The sequence below is a fragment of the Pseudomonas sp. LW8 genome (genome assembly GCF_041956865.1).
Lineage (GTDB): Bacteria > Pseudomonadota > Gammaproteobacteria > Pseudomonadales > Pseudomonadaceae > Aquipseudomonas > Aquipseudomonas siliginis.
Map to the genome: position 1 here is coordinate 5,284,078 of NZ_CP168138.1, position 23,422 is coordinate 5,307,499.

16 protein-coding genes are annotated in these 23,422 nt (G+C 61.1%); 13 read left to right on the forward strand and 3 right to left on the reverse strand.

What is annotated here, in order from left to right:
- Window positions 1–195: 195 nt before the first annotated feature.
- Window positions 196–1,572, reverse strand: coding sequence for an L-serine ammonia-lyase (locus AB9L16_RS23970; protein ID WP_375122797.1), 1,377 nt, complete (start codon window positions 1,570–1,572; stop codon window positions 196–198).
- Between the two features lie 435 nt (window positions 1,573–2,007).
- Between AB9L16_RS23970 and AB9L16_RS23975 the strand changes: the two genes are divergently transcribed.
- The 3 genes from AB9L16_RS23975 to choV all read left to right on the forward strand — a co-directional run bounded on the left by AB9L16_RS23975 (window position 2,008) and on the right by choV (window position 5,053).
- A complete protein-coding gene (locus AB9L16_RS23975; protein WP_016772806.1) occupies window positions 2,008–2,955 on the forward strand; it encodes a choline ABC transporter substrate-binding protein in 948 nt (315 codons plus the stop codon).
- Between the two features lie 77 nt (window positions 2,956–3,032).
- A complete protein-coding gene (choW, locus tag AB9L16_RS23980; RefSeq protein ID WP_016772805.1) occupies window positions 3,033–3,878 on the forward strand; it encodes a choline ABC transporter permease subunit in 846 nt (281 codons plus the stop codon).
- Window positions 3,875–5,053: a choline ABC transporter ATP-binding protein gene (gene choV / locus AB9L16_RS23985; RefSeq protein ID WP_016772804.1), complete on the forward strand. Its 1,179-nt coding sequence runs from the start codon at window positions 3,875–3,877 to the stop codon at window positions 5,051–5,053. The genes choW and choV overlap by 4 nt, the downstream gene beginning before the upstream one ends.
- Before the next feature lie 269 nt (window positions 5,054–5,322).
- Here the strand turns inward: choV and AB9L16_RS23990 are convergent, their stop codons facing one another.
- Window positions 5,323–7,263, reverse strand: coding sequence for a BCCT family transporter (locus AB9L16_RS23990; RefSeq protein ID WP_223630511.1), 1,941 nt, complete (start codon window positions 7,261–7,263; stop codon window positions 5,323–5,325).
- Window positions 7,264–7,749: 486 nt separating this feature from the next.
- Here AB9L16_RS23990 and betI point away from each other — a divergent pair, with 486 nt between their 5' ends.
- The 9 genes from betI (at window position 7,750) to yccS (ending at window position 21,818) form a co-directional block, all read left to right on the forward strand.
- Complete coding sequence (gene betI, locus AB9L16_RS23995; RefSeq protein ID WP_008085771.1) at window positions 7,750–8,343, forward strand: transcriptional regulator BetI; 594 nt, start codon at window positions 7,750–7,752, stop codon at window positions 8,341–8,343.
- 88 nt (window positions 8,344–8,431) lie between these two features.
- Window positions 8,432–9,904 (forward strand): betaine-aldehyde dehydrogenase, encoded by a 1,473-nt coding sequence (gene betB / locus AB9L16_RS24000; protein WP_039757620.1) that lies wholly within the window; start codon window positions 8,432–8,434, stop codon window positions 9,902–9,904.
- 180 nt (window positions 9,905–10,084) lie between these two features.
- Window positions 10,085–11,788: a choline dehydrogenase gene (gene betA / locus AB9L16_RS24005; protein WP_375122798.1), complete on the forward strand. Its 1,704-nt coding sequence runs from the start codon at window positions 10,085–10,087 to the stop codon at window positions 11,786–11,788.
- 261 nt (window positions 11,789–12,049) lie between these two features.
- Window positions 12,050–13,492 carry a TldD/PmbA family protein gene (locus AB9L16_RS24010; RefSeq protein ID WP_375122799.1) on the forward strand — a complete coding sequence of 481 codons (1,443 nt, stop codon included), beginning with the start codon at window positions 12,050–12,052 and terminating at the stop codon, window positions 13,490–13,492.
- Window positions 13,492–14,829, forward strand: coding sequence for a TldD/PmbA family protein (locus AB9L16_RS24015; RefSeq protein WP_056786510.1), 1,338 nt, complete (start codon window positions 13,492–13,494; stop codon window positions 14,827–14,829). Before AB9L16_RS24010 ends, AB9L16_RS24015 begins: the two co-directional genes overlap by 1 nt.
- 139 nt (window positions 14,830–14,968) lie before the next feature.
- Entirely contained in the window at window positions 14,969–16,396 is a 1,428-nt protein-coding gene (gene mdtD / locus AB9L16_RS24020) for a multidrug transporter subunit MdtD (RefSeq protein ID WP_041476772.1), read from the forward strand.
- A gap of 281 nt (window positions 16,397–16,677) precedes the next feature.
- Complete coding sequence (dbpA, locus tag AB9L16_RS24025; RefSeq protein WP_024014613.1) at window positions 16,678–18,063, forward strand: ATP-dependent RNA helicase DbpA; 1,386 nt, start codon at window positions 16,678–16,680, stop codon at window positions 18,061–18,063.
- Window positions 18,064–18,216: 153 nt separating this feature from the next.
- Entirely contained in the window at window positions 18,217–19,395 is a 1,179-nt protein-coding gene (locus tag AB9L16_RS24030) for an NAD(P)/FAD-dependent oxidoreductase (RefSeq protein ID WP_353189026.1), read from the forward strand.
- A 230-nt stretch (window positions 19,396–19,625) separates the two neighbouring features.
- On the forward strand, window positions 19,626–21,818 hold the full coding sequence (yccS, locus tag AB9L16_RS24035; RefSeq protein WP_095181360.1) for a YccS family putative transporter: 2,193 nt from the start codon (window positions 19,626–19,628) through the stop codon (window positions 21,816–21,818).
- Window positions 21,819–21,929: 111 nt separating this feature from the next.
- On the opposite strand, the gene AB9L16_RS24040 is transcribed toward yccS, so the two are convergent.
- Window positions 21,930–22,667: a substrate-binding periplasmic protein gene (locus AB9L16_RS24040; protein WP_375122800.1), complete on the reverse strand. Its 738-nt coding sequence runs from the start codon at window positions 22,665–22,667 to the stop codon at window positions 21,930–21,932.
- Between the two features lie 255 nt (window positions 22,668–22,922).
- On the opposite strand from AB9L16_RS24040, the gene AB9L16_RS24045 reads away from it, so the two are divergent.
- Complete coding sequence (locus tag AB9L16_RS24045) at window positions 22,923–23,375, forward strand: GNAT family N-acetyltransferase (RefSeq protein ID WP_041476776.1); 453 nt, start codon at window positions 22,923–22,925, stop codon at window positions 23,373–23,375.
- Window positions 23,376–23,422 lie beyond the last annotated feature (47 nt).

The window sequence follows — 23,422 nt, forward strand, 5'->3', positions numbered from 1 at the left end:
TGTCTGATTGCGACGCGCCAAAAGGTAGCGTGACTGGATCGGGATGTTCTTTTGTTGAGCAGTTTTGACTGGTCTGGCGTCTTCGCGAGCAGGCTCGCTCCCACACTGGAATCTGGGGTTCACAAATATTGTGTTCCTGGAGATCTATTGTGGGAGCGAGCCTGCTCGCGAAGAATCCACCTCGGTGTGGCTGGCTCAGCACTCAACCGCACTGACCGCCAAGCCACCGCGCGAAGTTTCCTTATATTTGTCATGCATATCGGCGCCGGTATCGCGCATGGTGCGGATCACCCGGTCCAGCGAGATGAAGTGCTGCCCGTCGCCGCGCAGGGCCATTTGCGCCGCGTTGATGGCTTTCACTGCCGCGATTGCATTGCGCTCGATGCACGGCACCTGCACCAGGCCACCGACCGGATCGCAGGTCAGGCCCAGATTGTGCTCCAGGCCGATTTCCGCCGCGTTGCACAATTGCTCGGGCGTGGCGCCGAGAATCTCCGCCAGCCCTGCCGCCGCCATCGCGCAAGCCGAACCGACCTCGCCCTGGCAACCGACCTCGGCCCCAGAGATCGACGCATTCTTTTTGCAAAGAATGCCCACCGCCGCCGCGCCGAGGAAATAGTCGACGACGTTGGCGTCGGTGACCGCTTCGCTGAATTTCATGAAGTAGTGCAGCACCGCCGGGATGATCCCCGCCGCGCCGTTGGTCGGTGCAGTGACCATACGCCCGCCAGCGGCATTCTCTTCATTGACGGCCAGGGCGAACAGGTTGACCCACTCCATGGCGCTCAGGGTCGAGCCGATGACGTTCGGTTTGTTCAGCTCTTGCAGGCTGCGGTGCAACTTCGCCGCACGCCGCCGCACGTTCAAGCCGCCGGGCAGAATGCCTTCGTGCTTGAGGCCCTGCTCGACGCAATCCTGCATCGCCCGCCACAGTTTCATCAGCCCGGCGCGGATCTCTTCTTCGCTGCGCCAGACCTTTTCATTGGCCATCATCAGCTCGGCGACGCGCAGGTTGTGTTTTTTGCACAACTGCAGCAGCTCGACCGCACTGGAGAAGTCGTACGGCAATTCGGTGCGATCCAGATCGACCACACCGCTGGCCGCTTGCGCCTCATCAACGACGAAGCCGCCGCCGACTGAATAGTAGGTGTCACGATGCAGCTCACCGAATTCGCCTTCGGCAACCAGGGTCATGGCGTTGGGATGGAATGGCAGGTTTTCGTCGATCAGGCGCATGTCCCGCGCCCACACAAACGGCACAGCCAGACGGCCATCCAATAAAAGCGTATGGGTTTCGCGCAGCGCCTGAATGCGCGGGCCGATCTGCGCCGGGTCGATTGCGTCCGGCCACTCGCCCATCAGGCCCATGATCACCGCGTTGTCGCTGCCGTGGCCGATGCCGGTGGCCGATAGCGATCCGAACAACTGCACCTCGATGCGCCGCACCTGCTCCAGTTGATGCTTGCCGCGCAGCGACTCGACAAATAGTGCGGCGGCGCGCATCGGGCCGACGGTGTGGGAACTGGAAGGGCCGATGCCGATTTTGAACAGGTCGAAAACGCTGATAGCCATTGCTGCGAAGCTCCTGAGAATACCGGTCCGGGCTGCAAAAGCGCCCGCTGGCGGAGCTGCTACGCTCAAGCTGCGATCCGCCGAATGCCGGCATCATCGGGCTTTTGTCGGCGCGCACGGCGTCTGACACCGACGCAGTCATGTCCAGCAGCGTCGTCACGTTTTCGCCCCGCAAATACGCCGTTTTTATGCAGTCGAGCAGGTCATCGGGGGCGGAAAAAAGCTGTAAGCGACGTCACCGACACTGGAAGCGACCATCCCTGTACTGGATACGACCCTCCCTGTAGGCGTCAGATTTTCACTGGTACATGATCGGGATGACTCGATTGCAAGGCGCTGCGGTAGAGCTGTCTCAAAAACGCCACCAACCGCAACCCATAAGTGCGGTGGTCCACAGTCGGAACACTGCCAAAAAAAACACCAAGGAGTCCATCCATGAAAGGTTCCCCGTCGTTGTTGTTGGCCGCCCTGCTGAGTCTGCCGTTACTGGCGCAAGCCGCAGAACCGGCACAGTGCAGCCTCGTTAACTTCTCCGATGTCGGCTGGACCGACATCACCGCCACCACTGCTACCACTTCCGTTGTACTCAACGCCCTCGGCTACAAGACCAAGACCACCATGATCTCCGTGCCCGTGACCTACAAGTCGCTGGCCGACGGCAAGAACATGGACGTGTTTCTCGGTAACTGGATGCCGACCATGGAGAACGACATCAAGCCGTATCGCGATGCCGGCACCGTCGACACCGTGCGCACCAACCTCAAGGGTGCCAAATACACCCTCGCCGTGCCGCAAGCCCTGTACGACAAAGGCCTGCATGACTTCGCCGACATCGCCAAATTCAAGAAAGAACTCGACGGCAAGATCTACGGCATCGAGCCGGGCAACGACGGCAATCGGCTGATCCAGAGCATGATCGACAAGGATGCCTTCGGCCTGAAAACCGCTGGCTTCAAGATCGTCGAATCTTCCGAGGCCGGCATGCTCTCGCAAGTCGACCGGGCGCAGAAGCGCGACACCGCCGTGGTCTTCCTCGGCTGGGCACCGCACCCGATGAACAAGCGCTTCAAGATTCAATACCTGACCGGCGGCGACGACTTCTTCGGCCCCGATTTCGGCGCAGCCACCGTAGCGACCAACACCCGCAAGGGTTACGCCGAAGAATGCAGCAATGTCGGTCAGCTGTTGAAAAACCTGGAGTTCACCGTCGACATGGAAAGTGAACTGATGGGCAACATTCTCGACGACAAGATGAAGCCTGACGCGGCCGCCAAGGCCTGGCTGAAAAAGAATCCACAGGTGCTCGATACCTGGCTCGCTGGCGTGACCACCATTGACGGTAAACCAGGCCTGGAGGCCGTGAAAGCCAAGCTCGCGCCTTGATTTGAGGGGCATCGCTTATGCCGGGCAGGCGTGCCTGCCCGGGCTGTTAATTTCCTTGCATGCGGACGTTCACTACCATGCTGATTGATCAGAAAATACCTTTAGGCCAGTACATCGCGGGCTTCGTCGAATGGTTGACGCAACACGGCGCCAACACCTTCGACGCAATCGCCGTGACACTGGAAACGATGATCCACGGCGTGACGTTTGCGCTGACCTGGTTCAACCCGTTGGTGCTGATTGGCCTGATTGCCATCATTGCCCATCTGATTCAACGCAAGTGGGGCCTGACCGCGTTCGTGGTTGCCTCGTTCCTGCTGATCCTCAACCTGGGGTACTGGCAGGAAACCATGGAAACCCTCGCCCAGGTGCTGTTCGCCACCCTGGTCTGCGTGTTGATCGGCGTGCCGCTGGGCATCGTCGCCGCGCACAAACCGATGTTCTACACCATGATGCGGCCGGTGCTCGATCTGATGCAGACCGTGCCGACCTTCGTTTACCTCATTCCTACCCTGACCCTCTTCGGGCTGGGTGTGGTACCGGGCCTGATCTCCACGGTGGTCTTCGCCATCGCGGCGCCGATCCGCCTGACCTACCTGGGCATCCGTGATGTCCCGCAAGAACTGATGGACGCCGGCAAGGCCTTCGGCTGCTCGCGTCGCCAATTGCTCTCAAGGATCGAATTGCCGCACGCCATGCCGAGCATCGCGGCGGGCATCACCCAGTGCATCATGCTGTCGCTGTCGATGGTGGTGATCGCGGCACTGGTCGGCGCCGACGGACTCGGCAAACCGGTGGTCAACGCACTGAACACTGCTGATATTGCGCTGGGCTTCGAAGCAGGCCTGGCAATCGTACTGCTGGCGATCATGCTCGACCGTATCTGCAAACAACCCGACGCCAAAGTAGGGGGTGACGCATGAGCATAATTCGCTTCGAAGATGTCGACGTAATCTTCTCCAAGGACCCGCGCGAGGCACTCAAGCTGCTCGATCAGGGCATGACCCGCAACGAGATCCTGAAGAAGACCGGTCAGATCGTCGGCGTGGAAAAAGCCACGCTGGACATCAACAAAGGCGAGATCTGCGTGCTGATGGGCCTGTCCGGCTCGGGCAAATCGAGCCTGCTGCGCTGCATCAACGGCCTCAACACCGTGAGCCGCGGCAAGCTGTTCGTCGAGCATGAAAACCGCCAGATCGACATCGCCTCCTGCACGCCCGCCGAGCTGAAGATGATGCGCACCAAGCGCATTGCGATGGTGTTCCAGAAGTTCGCCCTGATGCCTTGGCTGACAGTGCGCGAGAACATCAGTTTCGGTCTGGAGATGCAGGGCCGACCGGAGAAGGAACGCAAGAAACTGGTCGATGAAAAACTCGAACTGGTCGGCCTGACCCAATGGCGCAACAAGAAGCCTGATGAGCTATCCGGCGGCATGCAGCAGCGCGTCGGCCTCGCCCGCGCGCTGGCCATGGACGCCGACATTCTGCTGATGGACGAACCGTTCTCGGCCCTCGACCCGTTGATCCGCCAGGGTCTGCAGGATGAACTGCTGGAGCTGCAACGCAAGCTGAGCAAGACCATCGTGTTTGTGAGCCACGACCTCGATGAAGCACTCAAATTGGGTAGCCGCATCGCGATCATGAAAGACGGTCGGATCATCCAGTACAGCGTGCCGGAGGAAATCGTCCTCAACCCGGCGGACGACTATGTGCGCACCTTTGTCGCCCACACCAACCCGCTCAACGTGCTCTGCGGCCGCAGCCTGATGCGCACGCTGGACAAGTGCAAACGCATCAACGGCTCGGTGTGCCTCGATCCGGGCGGCGACTCGTGGCTGGACCTGGCCGAAGGCAACACCATCAAAGGCGCGCGGCAGAACGGCTCGGTGCTGAACCTGCAGAACTGGGCACCGGGGCAAGCGGTGGAAGGCCTGGAGCGCAAACCGACGCTGGTGGACTCGAACATCGGCATGCGTGACGCGCTGCAGATCCGTTATCAGACCGGCAACAAGCTGGTGCTGCACGATAACAATCATGTGGTGGGGATTCTCGGCGACAGCGAGTTGTATCACGCGTTGTTGGGCAAGAATCTGGGGTAATGCGCCAGGTGGGATAAAAAAAGGGATCGCGGTGAGCGATCCCTTTTTGTTGGGTCAGGAATAGCCCCTCACCCTAGCCCTCTCCCAGAGGGAGAGGGGACCGATCGGGGGATGCTGCAGATCTGCACCGACCTGATCTTGCTTTACCGAATCCATAATCGACTCGATCTTTCAGGTCAATGTACAACGCCAGACACCTCAGTCGGCTCCCTCTCCCTACGGGCGGTCCGACGTTTCGGGAGGGCTGGGGTGAGGGTCAGCTTTTGACTTTAGCTATAAACCCGCCCCAACAACTGCCGATGGCTTTCAAACTGATCCAGCACATCCCGCGTAATCTGCTCCGGCGTGAAGCCCATCAAGTCATAGTCCTGACTGCCATTGTGCAGATACACCTCAGCGCGGTAATAACGCTGACGCGCTTCATCGGACTGCGCCGATTCGGTCGGGGTCGCCAGATAACCATCCAGGCTCACTTCGTAAACGAAAGGGTTGCCCTCTTCCATCTCGACCCGCACGCCCATGCAACGCTTGGCCTTGCCCAGCAGCGTCTGCACTTCAATGCCCTGATTGCGCAATTGCGCCGCTGCATCTTCCAGCGCCGGAGTGACGTGCTTGTCCATGAAGCGCTGCACCACCGATTGGCTCGGCTGCAGATCCAGTTGCGTCAGGCGCTCGCTGAAACCACGGCGTCCGCGCTCGGCCAGTTGCGCTTGCTCCTGTTCGATCTGCACGTCCTGGCGCATCGCCTTGTGCAGGCCGAACATGAAGCAGATCAGCACCACCGAAAACGGCAGGCCGGCCAGCACCACCATGGTTTGCATGGCTTCGAAGTTGCCGGCGAACAGCAGGCCGATGGTCACCAGCGTGATCACCACCGACCAGAAGATCCGCAGCCAGTGCGGCGCGTCTTCGTCGACGTTGCCGCCCTTGCAGGAAAGATTCGCCATCATCACCGCGCCGGAGTCGGCCGGGGTCAGGAACAGCACGAAGCCGACAAAGATCGACACACCAATCACGACTTTCGACGCCGGATAATGCTCAAGCAACTGATAGATCGCCATCGACGGCTGTTCCAGCGCCGTCTTGCCCAGCTCCACCGCGCCCTGATTCATCACCAGATCCAGCGCCGAGTTGCCGAAGATCGACAGCCACGCCAAGGTGAAGCCCAGCGGAATCAGCAGCACGCCAGCGACCAGTTCACGCACGCTGCGGCCACGGGAAATCCGCGCAATGAACATGCCCACGAATGGCGCCCAGGAAATCCACCACGCCCAGTAGAACAGGGTCCACAGGCCCAACCAGCGATCGGACTTGGCGCTGTCGCCTTCATAGACGTACAGGTCGAAGGTCTTCAGCACCACGCCGTTGAGATAGTCGCCAATGTTCTGCACGAAGCCGTTGAGCAGATGCAGGGTCGGGCCGAACAGCAGGACGAAAATCAGCAGGCCGCTGAACAGCACGATGTTCAGGTTGGACAGACGACGGATGCCGTTTTCCACACCGGACACAGCGGCGATGGTCGCCACGGTGCTCATGACGATGATGACGATCAGCAGGTTGGTGTTGCTGTGCTCCATGCCGAACAGGTTTTCCAGCCCGGACGACACTTGCAGCGAGCCAATCCCCAGGTTGGTCACCAGACCCAGCAGGGTCACGAACATGCCGAAGCCATCCACCGCGTGCCCGGCAGCGCCTTTGACCCAACGCTCGCCGACCAATGGATACAGCGCCGAACGCAGGGCCAGCGGCTGGTTATGCCGATAGGCGAAATACGCCACGGCCAGGCCGACCAGTGCGTAGATCGCCCAGCCGTGCAGGCCCCAGTGCAGGAAAGTCAGTTGCACCGCTTGCCGCGCCGCCATATTCGTCGCCGAGGTGCCTTCCGGCGGATTGAAGTAGTGATCCAGCGGCTCGGACGCGCCGAAGTACAGCAGCGAAATGCCGATGCCCGACGAGAACAGCATCCCCGCCCAGGCGCCGTAACTGAAATCCGGGGTGTCGTCCTTGCTGCCCAGTTTGAGTTTGCCGTACGAGGAAAACGCCAGACCGACCACGAACACCAGGTAGGCGGCGATCACCACCATGTAGTACCAGCCGAAGCTGCGCGACAACCAGGCCTGGGCCATGCCCAACATTCTGCCGGCCTCTTGCGGGGCGATGATCAGAATGGCGGTCAACAACAGAATCAGCGCGGTCGAGGTGTAGAACACCCAACCGTTGACCGTCACCTTCTCGGGCGGGGTCTTTATTAGCGAGGCAGAACTCATGGCACAAATGCTCCAGGCAGTGCGAGAGAAGAACACAAGGCATCACGGAACCCGACCAATCGGTTAGTTGGCAGCCGACCGGCGGGTGATATAAAGACACTCCGAAAAAAGCCCGAACCTGCCGAAATGGCGCTGCGTATTCGCTTTCGTGGCCAAAGGTGCCGGACGTTCATCCGAAACCTGACCCCGAGCGTCTTGCCCTTTCAACACGTCCTTCGAATCGCGAACCGCGCCATGCCCCACGCAGGTTTCGAGCCGTTTCAGGTGTCGGTTTTTATCGTCATTACACGTAGGAATTTTCTGTAGGCAGCGACGAATTGTCGCAGATCTTATTCTTTGTTGATTGAACGTTCAATCAAAACAAAATAGACTGGCCCTCAATCCGATCGGCGTCATTCGCCTCTCGGAAGGCCTAAGGAGATGTGCAAGATGCCCAAGGTCGGTATGCAACCCATCCGCCGCCAACAATTGATCGAAGCCACTTTGCAAGCGGTCGATCAGGTCGGAATGGGGGACGCCAGCATTGCGCTGATCGCCCGTTTGGCCGGTGTCTCGAATGGCATCATCAGTCATTACTTTCAGGACAAGAACGGCCTGATCGCCGCCACGATGCGGTACCTGATGACCGCCCTCAGCGAGAGCGTCACCGCGCGCCGTCAGGCGCTGGCAGATGACAGCCCACGGGCGCATCTGCAGGTGATCATCGAAGGCAACTTCGACGCCAGCCAGGTCAATGGCCCGGCAATGAAAACCTGGCTGGCCTTCTGGGCCACCAGCATGCACCAGCCGTCTTTGCACAGGTTGCAGCGGATCAACGATCACCGTCTGTATTCCAACCTGTGCTGCCAGTTCCGCCGTGTGCTGCCGCTCGAAGATGCGCGCAGCGCCGCCCGGGGTCTGGCAGCGTTGATTGACGGCTTGTGGTTGCGCGGCGCGCTGTCGGGAGACGCTTTCGACACGGCGCAGGCGCAACAGATCGCTTACGAATACATGGATTTCCAATTGGCCAAGAAGGTGAGCTAGAGCACACAGAAAATGCTCGGCCCCTGAACTCCACCGCAGCGTCATCGCGGTGGTCAACGCCAACCACCAATGCACTTGCGAGGACACTATGGCCCGTTTCGAACTGCAAAAACTCTACATCGATGGCGCGTACACCGACGCCGGCAGCGACGCCACCTTCGAAGCCATCAACCCGGCGAACGGTGAAGTCCTCGCACTGGTGCAACGTGCGACCAAAGACGACGTCGAGCGCGCCGTGGTCAGCGCCGAAAAGGGCCAGAAAATCTGGGCCGCGATGACCGCCATGGAGCGTTCGCGCATCCTGCGTCGTGCCGTTGACATCCTGCGCGAGCGCAACGATGAGCTGGCTGCGCTGGAAACCCTGGACACCGGCAAATCCTTCTCCGAAACCAAGTACGTCGACATCGTCACCGGCGCTGACGTGCTGGAATACTACGCAGGCCTGGTGCCCGCCATCGAAGGCGAGCAGATTCCTCTGCGTGACACCTCTTTCGTTTACACCCGTCGCGAGCCGCTGGGCGTGGTCGCCGGTATCGGCGCGTGGAACTACCCGATCCAGATCGCGCTGTGGAAATCCGCTCCAGCCCTGGCGGCCGGTAACGCGATGATCTTCAAGCCAAGCGAAGTCACCTCGCTGACTACTCTGAAACTGGCCGAGATCTACACCGAAGCCGGCGTACCGAACGGCGTGTTCAACGTCCTGACCGGCAGCGGCCGCGAAGTCGGCACCTGGCTGACCGAGCACCCGCGCATCGAGAAAATCTCCTTCACCGGTGGCACCGACACTGGCAAGAAAGTCATGGCCAGCGCCTCGGCTTCGTCGCTCAAGGACGTGACCATGGAACTGGGCGGCAAGTCGCCGCTGATCATCTGCGACGACGCCGACCTCGATCGCGCCGCCGACACGGCGATGATGGCCAACTTCTACAGCTCCGGTCAGGTCTGCACCAACGGCACTCGCGTATTCGTACCGGCGCATCTGAAAGCCGCGTTCGAGGCCAAGATCGTTGAGCGCGTTGCGCGCATCCGCGTCGGCAACCCGGAAGACGAAAACACCAATTTCGGCCCGCTGGTCAGCTTCGCCCACATGGAAAGCGTGCTGGCCTACATCGAAAAAGGTAAGGAACAAGGTGCCCGCGTCCTGTGCGGCGGTGGTCGCCTGACCGACGGCGAATTCGCCAAAGGCGCATTCGTTGCGCCAACCGTGTTCACCGACTGCACCGACGACATGACCATCGTCCGCGAAGAAATCTTCGGTCCGGTCATGGCGATCCTCTCCTACGAAACCGAAGAAGAAGTGATCCGCCGCGCCAACGACACCGACTTCGGCCTGGCCGCCGGTATCGTCACCAAAGACCTGAACCGCGCCCACCGCGTGATTCATCAACTGGAAGCCGGTATCTGCTGGATCAACGCCTGGGGCGAGTCCGACGCAAAAATGCCGGTCGGCGGCTACAAGCAGTCGGGTGTTGGCCGTGAGAACGGGATCAGCTCGCTGAACAACTTCACACGCATCAAATCGGTACAGGTCGAGCTGGGCGATTACGTTTCGGTGTTCTAAGACCCGAGATTTGCATTGCTCGCGAAGGCCTCTTCGCGGGCAAGCCCGCTCCCACAGGTTTGGAGTCGTCCACCCAATTTGTGGCAGCCCCCAATCCCTGAGGGAGCTGGCTTGCCAGCGATTCGAGTGCACAGCACTCGCCAAGGTCCGACCTGACCACTATCAAAGAGGGTGCATTCAATGTCCCAAGAATACGACTACATCATCATAGGCGCCGGCTCGGCAGGTAACACACTTGCGACCCGTCTGACTGAAGACGCTGGCGTCACCGTTCTGCTGCTCGAAGCAGGCGGCCCTGACTACCGCCTCGACTTCCGTACCCAGATGCCCGCCGCGCTGGCGTTCCCGCTGCAGGGGCGTCGCTACAACTGGGCTTACGAAACCGATCCAGAGCCACACATGGACGGTCGCCGTATGGAATGCGGTCGCGGCAAGGGCCTTGGCGGCTCTTCGCTGATCAACGGCATGTGCTACATCCGTGGCAACGCGATGGACTACGACGGTTGGGCGAAACTGCCGGGGCTGGAAGACTGGTCGTACCTCGATTGCCTGCCGTACTTCCGCAAAGCCGAAACCCGCGACATCGGCCCGAACGATTACCACGGTGGCGACGGCCCGGTCAGCGTGACCACGCCGAAAGCCGGCAACAACCCGCTGTTCCACGCCATGGTTGAAGCTGGCGTGCAGGCCGGTTACCCGCGTACCGAAGACCTCAACGGTTACCAGCAGGAAGGCTTCGGCCCGATGGACCGCACCGTGACGCCGAACGGCCGCCGTGCTTCCACCGCGCGTGGCTACCTCGACATCGCCAAAAAACGTTCGACCCTGACCATCGTCACCCACGCCCTGACCGACAAGATTCTCTTTGAAGGCAAGCGTGCGGTCGGCGTGCGTTACCTGATCGGCGACGCTGAAGAACGTGTTGAAGCCAAGGCGCGCAAGGAAGTCCTGCTGTGCTCCGGCGCCATCGCTTCGCCGCAGATTCTGCAGCGCTCCGGTGTCGGCCCGGCGAAACTGCTGGAAAGCCTCGACATCCCGGTGGTCCACGATCTGCCGGGCGTCGGTGAAAACCTGCAGGATCACCTCGAGCTGTACCTGCAATACGCCTGCACCCAACCGGTTTCGCTGTACCCGTCGCTGCTTTGGTACAACCAGCCGGCGATCGGTGCCGAGTGGCTGTTCAACGGCACCGGCATCGGCGCCAGCAACCAGTTCGAGGCCGGCGGTTTCATTCGTTCGCGTCCGGAATTCGAATGGCCGAACATCCAGTACCACTTCCTGCCGGTAGCGATTAACTACAACGGCAGCAACGGTGTGAAAGAACACGGTTTCCAAGCGCACATGGGTTCCATGCGCTCGCCGAGCCGTGGCCGCATCCAGGTCAAATCCAAGGATCCGCGCCAGCACCCGAGCATCCTGTTCAACTACATGGCCACCGAGCAGGACTGGCAGGAGTTCCGCGACGGTATTCGCCTGACCCGCGAGATCATGCAGCAGCCGGCCCTCGACGCCTTCCGTGGCCGCGAAATCAGCCCGGGCATCGACGTGCAAACCGATGAGCAGCTCGACAAGTTCATCCGCGAGCACGCCGAAACCGCGTTCCACCCGTCCTGCTCGTGCAAGATGGGCACCGACGAGATGGCCGTGGTCGATGGCGAAGGTCGTGTGCACGGCATGCAGAGCCTGCGCGTGGTCGATGCCTCGATCATGCCGATCATCACCACCGGCAACCTCAACGCGCCGACGATCATGATGGCCGAGAAAATCGCCGACAAGATCCGTGGCCGCAAGCCGCTGCCGCGCAGCACCGCTGCTTATTACGTCGCGAACGGCGCACCGGTCAAAGGCAAGCCGATGCGGGATATCACCCCGGTTACGCAGTAAGTCGTAGTACCGAGGCGCCGCCTTCGCGAGCAGGCTCGCTCCCACACTGGATCTGTGGCATTCACAAATCCCCTGTGGGAGCGAGCCTGCTCGCGAAGAGGCCCTCACAGCAACACACACTTCCCCGCTGCACAGTAAATCCCCCTACACCCCCTCTTCACTTGATCCTACCCCCACGCAGGCCTACTCTAGACCTCGCGCAACCGTTTCACCCCTCCCCGCTGTCGCCATGCCGCTACTCCATTACAAGGAGGTTCCCGAATGTTCGATATCCACCCCCAGCTCAAGCAGCGCTTTGCTGCCTTGCGCACGGGCGCTGAATTTTTTTCCCTGCGGTATGTGCGCGAGTCCGGGCAGTTTCTGTCGGTGCGCAAGAACGTCGCCGAACCGCCTAGCCTGAGTCGCGATGAAGGGGCGATGCTCACCGTCCGGGTCAATGGCGTCGAAGCCTATGCGGCGACCAATGACCTCTCGCAACAAGGCCTGCAAGCCGCTCTCGAGCGCGCTGAGCAACAGGCCCGCCGGCTCAAGCCGCACGCCTTGCTCGATCTGCGCGAGCAGCCGCTTTCCAGCGATCGCGCTGATTATTTTTCACCCAATCTCGAACAGCCCTTCCCGTCCCTGAGCGAATGCTTCGATCTGCTCGGCGCGGAATCCGCCTCGGTGCCCAAGGATAAGCGCCTGGTCAATTGGCAGGTAAGCATCGGCATCACCCATGTCGAGCAGATCTACCTGAGCAGCGCCGGCGCCGAATTGCGTCAGGCCCAGCGCTTTGTCTATCCGAGCCTCGACGTCACCGCCTACGACGGCAACGACAGCCAGACCCGCAGCCTCGGCCGCGAGAACTTCGGCCAACAGGGTGGCGCCGATGTCATCAGCCGCTGCGGTCTGGTCGGTGCCGGCCCGCAAGTCGCCGAACAGGCCCTGCAACTGCTGCTCGCGCCGAACACCCCGCAAGGCCGGCGCGACCTGCTGCTGATGCCTGATCAGATGATGCTGCAGATCCACGAGTCCATCGGTCATCCGCTGGAGCTCGACCGCATCCTCGGCGATGAGCGCAATTACGCCGGCACCAGTTTCGTCAAGACCAGCGATTTCGGCAGCCTGCAATACGGCTCGAATTTGCTCAACGTGACTTTCGACCCCGGCATCCCGGAAGAACTCGCCAGCTACGGCCATGACGACGACGGCACCGCGGCGAGCAAACAATTCCTGATTCGCGACGGCCTGTTGCTGCGACCACTGGGCGGAGCGCTGTCGCAATATCGCGCCGGCCTCGATGGCGTTGCCAACAGCCGCGCCTGCGGTTGGAACCGGCCGCCGATCGACCGCATGGCCAACCTCAACATCGAGCCGGGCGATCAGACGCTGGAGCAGATGATCGGCGGTATCGAGCACGGCATTCTGATGAGCACCAACCGTTCGTGGTCGATCGACGACGCGCGCAACAAATTCCAGTTCGGCTGCGAATGGGGCCAGTTGATCGAGCATGGTGAACTGAAAGGCGTGGTAAAAAACCCCAACTACCGGGCGATTTCCGCGCACTTCTGGAAGAGCCTGCGCGCCGTCGGCGATGCCAGCACCGTCAAGGTGCTGGGCACGCCGAACTGCGGCAAGGGCGAACCGAACCAGGTGATTCGCGTCGGCCATGCTTCGCCGGCCTGCGTATTCAGCAACATTGATGTGTTTGGGGGAGACGCCTGATGAGCATTTCGAAGCGTCAGTCCGACGCCTTCAAGGTCATGGTCAACTGGCTGCGCGACAGCGTGCGCGAGCCGGAACAGTTCACGCTCAGCTACGCCGCCGAAGCCTCGGCGTTCGTGCGCTTCAATCACGCCAAGGTGCGCCAGGCCGGGCAAGTGCAGCAGGCCAACGTCGGCCTGAAACTGATCAACGACGGTCGCCACGCCGACCTGCAGATCACCTTGTCCGGGGATCAGGAAGCCGATCTGCAACGCCTCGCCGAAGGCCTGCAACAATTGCGCGAAACCTTGCCGCTGCTGCCGCAGGACCCGTACTTGCTGCTCAATCACAACAGCTGGCAGAGCACGCACGTACAAGCGCATCCGCTGCCGGACACCGAAGATGTCGTCGGGCAAATCTGCGCCGCCGCTGAAGGTCTCGATCTGGTCGGTTTTTATGCTGCCGGTCCGATCAGCCGCGGTTTCGCCAGTTCCGCTGGCGCGTTCGGCTGGCATGAAGCCAACAGCTTCAATTTCGACTTCAGCCTGTTCCACGAAAACGGTGAAGCGGTGAAGGCCAGCTACGCCGGGCATGACTGGAGCGACGAAGGGTTTGCCCGGCGTTTCGCCCAGGCACGCGAACAGCTGGAGTTTCTCGGCCGACCGTTACGCACCCTGGCACCGGGGCAGTACCGCGCCTATCTGGCACCGGCGGCACTGGAAGAAATCATGGGCATGCTCAGTTGGGGCGGGTTCTCGGCGCAATCGATCGCCAGCAAGAGCAGCCCGTTACAGAAGCTCTACGTCGGCGATCAGGCATTCAGCCCGTTGCTGTCGCTGGATGAAAAAGTCAGCGAGTCCCTGAGCCCGGCGTTTTCCGCCGAGGGTTATCCGCGCAGCGATCTGCGTCTGATCATCGAGGGCAAGGCCGGCGATCAACTGGTGGGCTCGCGCAGCGCCGCCGAATATGGTCTGGCGGCGAACGGTGCGGGCGGCGGCGAGATGCCCAGTGCGTTGAACATGGCCGCCGGTGATCTGTCGCAGCAAGAGATCCTCAAGCAGTTGGGCACCGGGCTGTACATCAGCAACCTGTGGTATCTGAACTACTCGGATCAACCGGCGGCGCGCATGACCGGCATGACCCGTTTCGCGACCTTCTGGGTCGAGAACGGCGAAATCCAGGCGCCGGTCAGCACCATGCGCTTCGACGACAGCGCCTACAACCTGCTCGGTTCGCAGTTGGAAGCGTTGACCACCGAGCGTGAGCTGCTGCTCTCGGCGAGTACGTACAGCCAGCGCAATACCTCGTCATCGCTGTTGCCGGGGGCGCTGGTCAGCCGGTTGACCCTGACCCTCTGACGGCGATCGTTCCCACGCTCCGCGTGGGAATGCAGCCCGGGACGCTCCGCGTCCCAGCCAAAAGCGGACGCAAAGCGTCCGTTGAGGCATTCCCACGCAGAGCGTGGGAACGATCATCAAACAGACCACAAGAGGTTCCATGCCCAACCGCCCGCCTCTCGACGCCATCACCGCACGCTGGTTGCCGTGGGTCGTCGCCATTGCGTTCTTCATGCAGTCCCTCGACGGGACCATCCTCAATACCGCGCTGCCGGCCATGGCCAGCGATCTGGCCGAAGACCCGTTGCGCATGCAGGGCGTGATCATCGCCTACATGCTTACCGTGGCCCTGCTGATCCCGGCCTCCGGCTGGATCGCCGACCGCTTCGGCACCAAGAAAATCTTCTTCGGCGCGATTCTGCTGTTCAGCTTGGGCTCGTTGCTATGCGCGTTATCCAGCAGCCTGAGCATGCTCATCGGTGCGCGGGTGATTCAGGGCCTCGGCGGTGCGCTGATGTTGCCGGTCGGGCGGCTGGTGGTGCTGCGTGCGTACCCGCGCTCGGAACTGGTGCGAATCATGGGTTTCATCACCATTCCCGGCCTGCTCGGCCCGCTGATCGGCCCGACCATGGGCGGCTGGATGGTGGAATACGTGACGTGGCACTGGATCTTCCTGATCAATCTGCCGGTCGGGGTGATCGGTTGCTACGCGGTGTGGAAATTCATCCCCGACCTGCGCGGCACGGAGCGCACCCGCTTCGATAGCCTCGGCTTTCTGCTGTTCGGCGCAGCGATGATCCTCATCACCATCGCCATGGAAGGTCTTGGCGAACTGCACCTGCCGCACCTGCGGGTGATGCTGCTGCTGTTCGCCGGCATGGCCTGTCTCGCGGCGTACTGGCTGCGCGCCGGGCATATCGAGAATCCGCTGTTTGCGCCTTCGCTGTTCAAGACCCGCACGTTCGCCGTGGGCATTCTCGGCAACCTGTTCGCGCGACTGGGCAGCGGTGCTCTGCCATTTCTGGTTCCGCTGCTGTTGCAAGTGGCGTTGGGCTATTCGCCCTCGCAAGCCGGGATGAGCATGTTGCCGCTGGCCGCTGCGGCGATGGTCGCCAAGTGGGTCGCGCGGCCGCTGATCGAACGCCTCGGCTATCGCATCGTGCTCACCGGCAACACCCTGGCGTTGGGGATCATGCTGGCGAGCATGGGCCTGGTCAGCGAGCAGACGCCGTACTGGCTGCTGCTATGCCTGCTGGCGGTGCTGGGGGCAATCAACTCGCTGCAATTCACCGCGATGAATACGGTGACGCTGATCGACCTCGACGATGCCAGCGCCAGCAGCGGCAACAGTCTGCTGTCGGTGGTCGCGCAATTGTCGCTGAGCCTCGGCGTGGCCTGCGCCGGCGCGCTGCTCGGCGGCTTCACTGCGAAGGTCGGCAACGATGGCGTGGAAACCGTACTCGGTGCGTTCCAGCTGACCTTCGTCACGGTCGGCGTGATGGCGATGCTGGCGGCGACGATCTTCTCGCAACTGTCGAAGGAAGACGGGCGCCGGGCGAAACGTCCACAAGAACACATCGAACACTGATTCTGCTGAAGGAGTTCTTTGACTTCTGTGGCGAGGGGATTTATCCCCGCTGGGTTGCGCAGCAGCCCCAAAAAGGTTGGATGCGGTCAGCCTGATGAATCGAGGTGGCAGGTATTGGGGGTGCTGCGCACCCCATCGGGGATAAATCCCCTCGCCACAGATAAATCCCCTCGCCACAGGTAATCCCTGCCTCGGGTTCAATCGCTGTTCGTCCAGAACTGTCGAGGAAACCAGCACGGGGCTGCTACACTGCGCGACATTTTGTTTTGCAGGCCAGTCCCGTGACCACCATCGCCACCGCTTTTAATACTCTGCCGCTGTCCGCCGCCATGCTGGCTAACCTCGAATCACTCGGTTATGCCCAGATGACGCCGATCCAGGCGCAGAGCTTGCCGGTGATCCTCAAGGGGATGGACCTGATCGCCCAGGCCAAGACCGGCAGCGGCAAGACCGCCGCGTTCGGCATCGGCTTGCTCAACCCGATCAACCCGCGCTACTTCGGGTGCCAGGCGCTGGTGATCTGCCCCACCCGTGAGCTGGCCGACCAGGTGGCCAAGGAAGTCCGTCGTCTGGCCCGCGCCGAAGACAACATCAAGGTCCTGACCCTGTGCGGCGGCGTCTCGTTCGGCCCGCAGATCGCTTCGCTGGAGCACGGCGCGCACATCATCGTCGGCACCCCGGGGCGCATTCAGCAGCACTTGCGCAAGGGTTCGCTGGTGCTCGATGGCCTGAACACGCTGATCCTCGACGAAGCCGACCGCATGCTCGACATGGGCTTCTACGACGCGATCGAAGACATCATCATCAAGACCCCGGAGCGCCGGCAGACTCTGCTGTTCTCCGCGACCTACCCGGTGGGCATCAAGCAACTGGCCTCGAAATTCATGCGCGATCCGCAGACCGTCAAGGCTGAAGCCTTCCACGACGACACGCAGATCGAGCAGCGCTTCTACGAGATTTCCCCGGAAGAGCGCATGAGCGCGGTGACCAAAGTCCTGCACCACTTCCGTCCAGCGTCCTGCGTGGCGTTCTGCTTCACCAAGCAGCAAGTTCAGGAAACCGTTGATCACCTGACCGCCAAAGGCATTTCCGCCGTCGGCCTGCACGGCGATCTGGAACAGCGTGACCGCGATCAGGTGCTGGCAATGTTCGCCAACCGCAGCACCTCGGTGCTGGTTGCCACCGACGTCGCGGCCCGTGGTCTGGATATCGATGCGCTGGACATGGTGATCAACGTCGAGCTGGCGCGCGATTCGGAAATCCACATCCACCGCGTTGGCCGTACCGGTCGTGCCGGCGAGAAAGGCATCGCCATCAGTCTGGTCGCGCCGTCCGAAGCGCATCGTGCGCAAGCCATCGAACAACTGCAGAAAGCGCCGCTGAACTGGGATCAGATCGACAACCTCAAGTCCCAGGGCCTGGCGCCGCTGCAACCGCCGATGACCACCCTGTGCATCGGCGCTGGCCGCAAAGACAAAGTGCGCCCGGGCGACATTCTTGGCGCACTGACCGGCGAAGCGGGCATTCCCGGTGCGCAGGTCGGCAAGATCGCCATCTTCGATTTCCAGGCCTACGTCGCTGTCGAGCGCACCGTGGCCATGCAGGCCTTGCAGCGCCTGAACGACGGCAAGATCAAGGGCCGCTCGTTGCGCGTACGCATTCTGTAAGCGATCTTCCATCCATAGGAGATCCCCTGTGGGAGCGAGCCTGCTCGCGAATGCAATCTGTCAGTCGACATCATTGTTGAATGACACAACGCTTTCGCGAGCAGGCTCGCTCCCACAGTTTGTTTTGTAGCGACCCACCAAGAGGACACCGTTTTGCGCTCTACCGAAGTCGTGATCATTGGCGCTGGCGCCGCCGGCTTGATGTGCGCCCTGACCGCCGCCGGGCGCGGGCGTCAGGTGTTGCTGCTCGACCACGCGAACAAGGCCGGCAAGAAAATCCTCATGTCCGGCGGCGGTCGCTGCAATTTCACCAACATGTACACCGAACCGAGCAATTTCCTCTCGCAGAATCCGCATTTCTGCAAATCGGCGCTGGCGCGTTACACCCAGTGGGATTTCATCGGTCTGGTCGGCAAGCACGGCGTGCCGTACCACGAGAAGAAACTTGGCCAGCTGTTCTGCGATAACAAATCCAGCGACATCCTCGGCCTGCTGCTTGATGAATGCGATCAGGCCGGCGTCGAGCTGCACCTGGACACCTCAATCCAGACCATCGAAAAAACCGACAGCGGTTATCTGCTCGACACCACCCTCGGTCAGGTCCAGTGCCAATCGCTGGTGATCGCCACCGGCGGCCTGTCGATTCCGACCCTGGGCGCCACCGGTTTCGGTTACCAGGTCGCCAAACAGTTCGGCCATGAACTGCTGCCGACCCGCGCCGGCCTGGTGCCGTTCACCATCACCGACCAGCTCAAGGAGTTGTGCACAGAGCTGTCCGGCACCTCGGTGGATTGTCTGGTCGGCTGCAACGAGCAGAGCTTTCGCGAGAACATCCTGTTCACCCATCGTGGCCTCAGTGGCCCGGCGATCTTGCAGATCAGTTCGTTCTGGGAGCCCGGCGACACGGTGGAGATCAACCTGCTGCCGGATCACGACGCCGCGAGCTGGCTGCAACAGCAAGTCGCCGAACGCCCGAACAGCGAGTTGAAAACTTTGCTTGGCGAGATCTTCACCAAGAAGATGGCCAATCTGCTGGCGGACAACTGGTTTGTCTCCAAACCGATGAAGCAGTACACCCACGCCGAACTGGCGGAGATTGCCGAGAAGCTTGGCAGCTGGAAAGTCGTGCCGGCGGGGACTGAAGGCTATCGCACGGCTGAGGTGACCCTGGGCGGCGTCGACACCCGCGAGGTGTCGTCCAAGACCATGGAATCGCTGAAAAGCCCGGGCCTGTACTTCATTGGTGAAGTGCTCGACGTCACCGGGCATCTGGGCGGTTTCAATTTCCAGTGGGCCTGGGCCTCCGGTTACGCCGCCGCGCAGTACGCTTAACTCAAGGCCAAATACAAAACCCTGTGGGAGCGAGCCTGCTCGCGAATGCGGTGTACCAGTCGACATCAATGTTGAATGACACTCCGCTTTCGCGAGCAGGCTCGCTCCCACAATGGTTTGTGGTGTAAGTAAAAGGAACACTTTTTGCTGTCAGATGTGCTCGGCGCCATTGCGTCGGCGTCATTACTGGCTCAATTTAGCGGCATCGCCTCGGAAGGCCTTCGCACTTCATGTCCTCGACCTCGTTTCGTCAGTCTTTGCGGCGCCTGTGGGCGCTGGATAAATTCAGCTACAGCGTGCGGGTATTCATCGCCCTGACCGGCAGCATGGCGCTGTGTTGGTATCAGGATGAAATGGGCCTGCTGATCCCGTTGTTTCTCGGCATCATCGCCAGCGCCCTGGCCGAAACCGACGACAGTTGGCAGGGTCGTCTCAACGCCCTCGCGGTGACACTGGTGTGTTTCAGCATCGCCGCGCTGTCGGTGGAATTGCTGTTTCCCTACCCGATCATTTTCGCCGTGGCCCTGGCACTGGCCAGTTTCGGCCTGACCATGCTCGGTGCGCTGGGCGAGCGTTACGGCGCGATCGCTTCGGCGACGCTGATTCTGTCGGTGTACACGATGATCGGCGTTGATCAGCGCGGCGGCGCGGTCACTGATTTCTGGCACGAACCGATGCTGCTGGTCGCCGGCGCGGCGTGGTATGGCTTGCTCTCGGTGCTGTGGCAGGCACTGTTTTCCAATCAACCGGTGCAGCAAAGTCTGGCGCGGCTGTTCCGCGAACTGGGACTTTACCTGAAGCTGAAATCCTCGCTGTTCGAGCCGATCCGGCAGATGGACGTCGAAGCCCGCCGCCTCGAACTGGCGCAGCAGAATGGCCGCGTGGTCGCCGCACTGAACACGGCCAAGGAAATCATCCTGCACCGGGTCGGCAACGGTCGACCGGGCTCGAAAGTCAGCCGTTATCTGAAGCTGTATTTCCTCGCGCAGGATATTCACGAACGCGCCAGCTCTTCGCACTACCCGTATAACGCGCTGGCCGAGGCGTTCTTCCACAGCGACGTGCTGTTTCGCTGCCAGCGCCTGCTGCGCCAGCAAGGCAAGGCCTGCCGGGCCTTGGCCGAATCGATCCAGATGCGCCAGCCGTTCATCTATGACGCCAGTTTCGCCGAAGCCCTGAACGACCTGCATGCCTCCCTCGAACACTTGCGCATCCAGAGCAATCCGGCATGGCGCGGCCTGCTGCGCTCGCTACGCGCACTGGCGGCCAACCTCGGCACCCTCGATCGCTTGCTCAGTGATGCCAGCAACCCCGATGCCTTGGCGGATGCCACCGACAGCAGCCTGCTCGACCGCTCACCGCGTAATCTCAAGGACGTGTGGATTCGCCTGCGTACGCAACTGACGCCGACTTCGCTGCTGTTCCGCCATGCCCTGCGCTTGCCGCTGGCACTGAGCATCGGCTACGGCATGGTGCACCTGATCCACCCGTCGCAAGGCTACTGGATCATCCTCACCACGCTGTTCGTCTGCCAGCCGAACTACGGCGCCACCCGGCGCAAACTCGGCCAGCGGATCATCGGCACGGCCATTGGCCTGACGGTGGCGTGGGCGCTGTTCGATCTGTTCCCCAACCCGGTGGTGCAATCGTGCTTCGCCATCGCTGCCGGGGTAGTGTTCTTCACCAACCGCACCACCCGCTACACCCTGGCGACGGCGGCGATCACGATCATGGTGCTGTTCTGCTTCAATCAGGTCGGCGACGGCTACGGGCTGTTCCTGCCACGGCTGTTCGATACCCTGCTGGGCAGCCTGATCGCGGGTCTGGCGGTGTTCCTGTTCCTGCCGGACTGGCAGGGTCGGCGCCTGAACAAAGTGCTGGCCAACACCCTGACCTGCAACAGCATCTACCTGCGCCAGATCATGCAGCAATACGCAGCCGGCAAGAGCGACGACCTCGCCTATCGCCTGGCCCGACGCAACGCCCATAACGCTGACGCGGCGCTGTCGACGACACTGGCGAACATGCTCATGGAACCGGGGCATTTCCGTAAGGAGGCGGATGTCGGCTTCCGCTTCCTGGTGCTATCGCACACGTTGCTCAGCTATTTGTCAGGGCTCGGCGCGCACCGTGAAACACAGTTGCCAGCGGAGGTGCGGGAGCATCTGATCGAAGGCGCCGGGGTGAAACTGGCGACCAGCATCGACGAAATCGCCCATGGTTTGGCGAGCAAGCAGCCGATTGCGATTCAGAGTGATGACGAGGAAGCGCTGGCCAATGAGCTGGAGCAGATGCCGGATGAAATCGATGAAGGGCAGCGACTGGTGCAGACACAATTGGCGCTGATTTGCCGGCAGTTGGGGCCGCTTCGGACGTTGGCGGCGCATTTGATCAAGGACACTGCCGAAATCAGCGGCGCCTGAGACGACGCGTTCGCGAGCAGGCTCGCTCCCACAGGGTATGCATTTCAAATTGTGGGAGCGAGCCTGCTCGCGAAGAGGTCATCAGCCACAAAGAAATTGCCGGATCACCCTTCACATTCCATGCCGCCGCAATAACTTCTCATAAGTCCCGTCAGCCTTCATCGCCTCGATCGCTCGATCAAACCCGGCGACGATCTGCTCATGCTGCGGGTTCTTCAGGCTGACCAGAATATGCAGGCTGTTCTCACTCAACGGCTTGGGTAAAAACTCCACCGAATTGCGTACCTTGGCCGATTCCCGCGCCAGGTAATACTTCGCTACGTACTCATCTTCAAGCGTCAGCTTGACCCGATCCGCCGCGAGCATGCGCACGCCCATGGCGAAGTTGTGCACAGGGACTTTCTGCATCGCCGTATCGGCATCGAAAGGGGCGGAATAGGCGTACCCGCGCACCACGGCAATCGGGTAAGTGTGCAGTTGCTCGAGGTTGCTGTAGTCGATGGGTGCGTCTTTGCGCTTGAGGAAGCGGATGCGGTTGATCAGGTACTCACCGGAAAACTGACCGATCAGCGTGCGTTCGTCGTTGTACCAGGCGTTGACCAGTACGTCGTAACGCCCCTCGCCAATCCCCAGCAATGCTCGCGCCCACGGCACTTGTTCGTAACCGCTGGCATAACCGGCGCGAGCCAGTGCGGTGCTGACAATGTCGGTGGCCAGTCCACCGTTGACCAGCGCATCGTCGGTAAACGGCGGCCAATTATCGAACGCCAGCCGCAGCTTCTGCGCCGCAGCATCCTGGCCCAGCACCAGCAGTCCGATCAAAGCAACGGCTTGAAGCAATCGCAGCATGCTTGAACATCCTCAGCGGGCAACCGCCCGACGTGGTTTCACGTCAAAACCAAAGGCCCCTTACCGGCAAAACCCAAGCATTGAACATTAGCTCATGGGAACCAGTGCGCAGTGCTCTTGAGCAGATTACACAAAGTCTCGGCGGCCGCGAGAAAGGAATGGTGGCATTTTGACCTTTATCACAGACTGTTGCGCCATACAGACATATGGCGCAGCTGCGCTTAGTATCGGGCGACATGGTCAAGGAATCGAAAAATGACAATCGAGTGGATCTGCAAACATCATCGCGATTTGGGCAAAGAGCAGTTGTACGCCTCGTTGAAGCTGCGCTCTGATGTATTCGTGGTCGAACAGAAATGTGCTTATCCGGACCTCGACGGCCAGGATCTGGAGGGCGATACCCATCACCTGATGGGCTGGGAGGATGATCAGTTGATGGCTTATCTGCGCCTGCTGGATCCGGAATCCCAAGGCGGCGACGTGGTGATTGGCCGCGTGGTGACCGCGCCCGCCGGCCGTGGCAAAGGGCTGGGCCACGCGATGATGGAACAGGCGCTGAAGCAGGCCGAAAAGCACTGGCCGCAGGTGCCGATCTATTTGTCAGCGCAGGCGCATCTGCAGGGGTATTACGGCAAGTACGGGTTTGTCGTGGTGGGTGAGGAATATCTTGAGGATGACATTCCACATATCGGCATGCGTCGTTCTTGAGGGCCTCATCGCTGGCAAGCCAGCGATTGCGTCAGTTCAGGCGCCGC

Excerpts from the sequence above, each read along its gene's own strand:
- AB9L16_RS23970 (WP_375122797.1), bottom strand. The coding sequence starts at position 1,572 with ATGGCTATCAGCGTTTTCGACCTGTTCAAAATCGGCATCGGCCCTTCC.
- AB9L16_RS23975 (WP_016772806.1), top strand. The coding sequence starts at position 2,008 with ATGAAAGGTTCCCCGTCGTTGTTGTTGGCCGCCCTGCTGAGTCTGCCG.
- choW (WP_016772805.1), top strand. The coding sequence starts at position 3,033 with ATGCTGATTGATCAGAAAATACCTTTAGGCCAGTACATCGCGGGCTTC.
- choV (WP_016772804.1), top strand. The coding sequence starts at position 3,875 with ATGAGCATAATTCGCTTCGAAGATGTCGACGTAATCTTCTCCAAGGAC.
- betI (WP_008085771.1), top strand. The coding sequence starts at position 7,750 with ATGCCCAAGGTCGGTATGCAACCCATCCGCCGCCAACAATTGATCGAA.
- betB (WP_039757620.1), top strand. The coding sequence starts at position 8,432 with ATGGCCCGTTTCGAACTGCAAAAACTCTACATCGATGGCGCGTACACC.
- betA (WP_375122798.1), top strand. The coding sequence starts at position 10,085 with ATGTCCCAAGAATACGACTACATCATCATAGGCGCCGGCTCGGCAGGT.
- AB9L16_RS24010 (WP_375122799.1), top strand. The coding sequence starts at position 12,050 with ATGTTCGATATCCACCCCCAGCTCAAGCAGCGCTTTGCTGCCTTGCGC.
- AB9L16_RS24015 (WP_056786510.1), top strand. The coding sequence starts at position 13,492 with ATGAGCATTTCGAAGCGTCAGTCCGACGCCTTCAAGGTCATGGTCAAC.
- mdtD (WP_041476772.1), top strand. The coding sequence starts at position 14,969 with ATGCCCAACCGCCCGCCTCTCGACGCCATCACCGCACGCTGGTTGCCG.
- yccS (WP_095181360.1), top strand. The coding sequence starts at position 19,626 with ATGTCCTCGACCTCGTTTCGTCAGTCTTTGCGGCGCCTGTGGGCGCTG.
- AB9L16_RS24040 (WP_375122800.1), bottom strand. The coding sequence starts at position 22,667 with ATGCTGCGATTGCTTCAAGCCGTTGCTTTGATCGGACTGCTGGTGCTG.
- AB9L16_RS24045 (WP_041476776.1), top strand. The coding sequence starts at position 22,923 with ATGACAATCGAGTGGATCTGCAAACATCATCGCGATTTGGGCAAAGAG.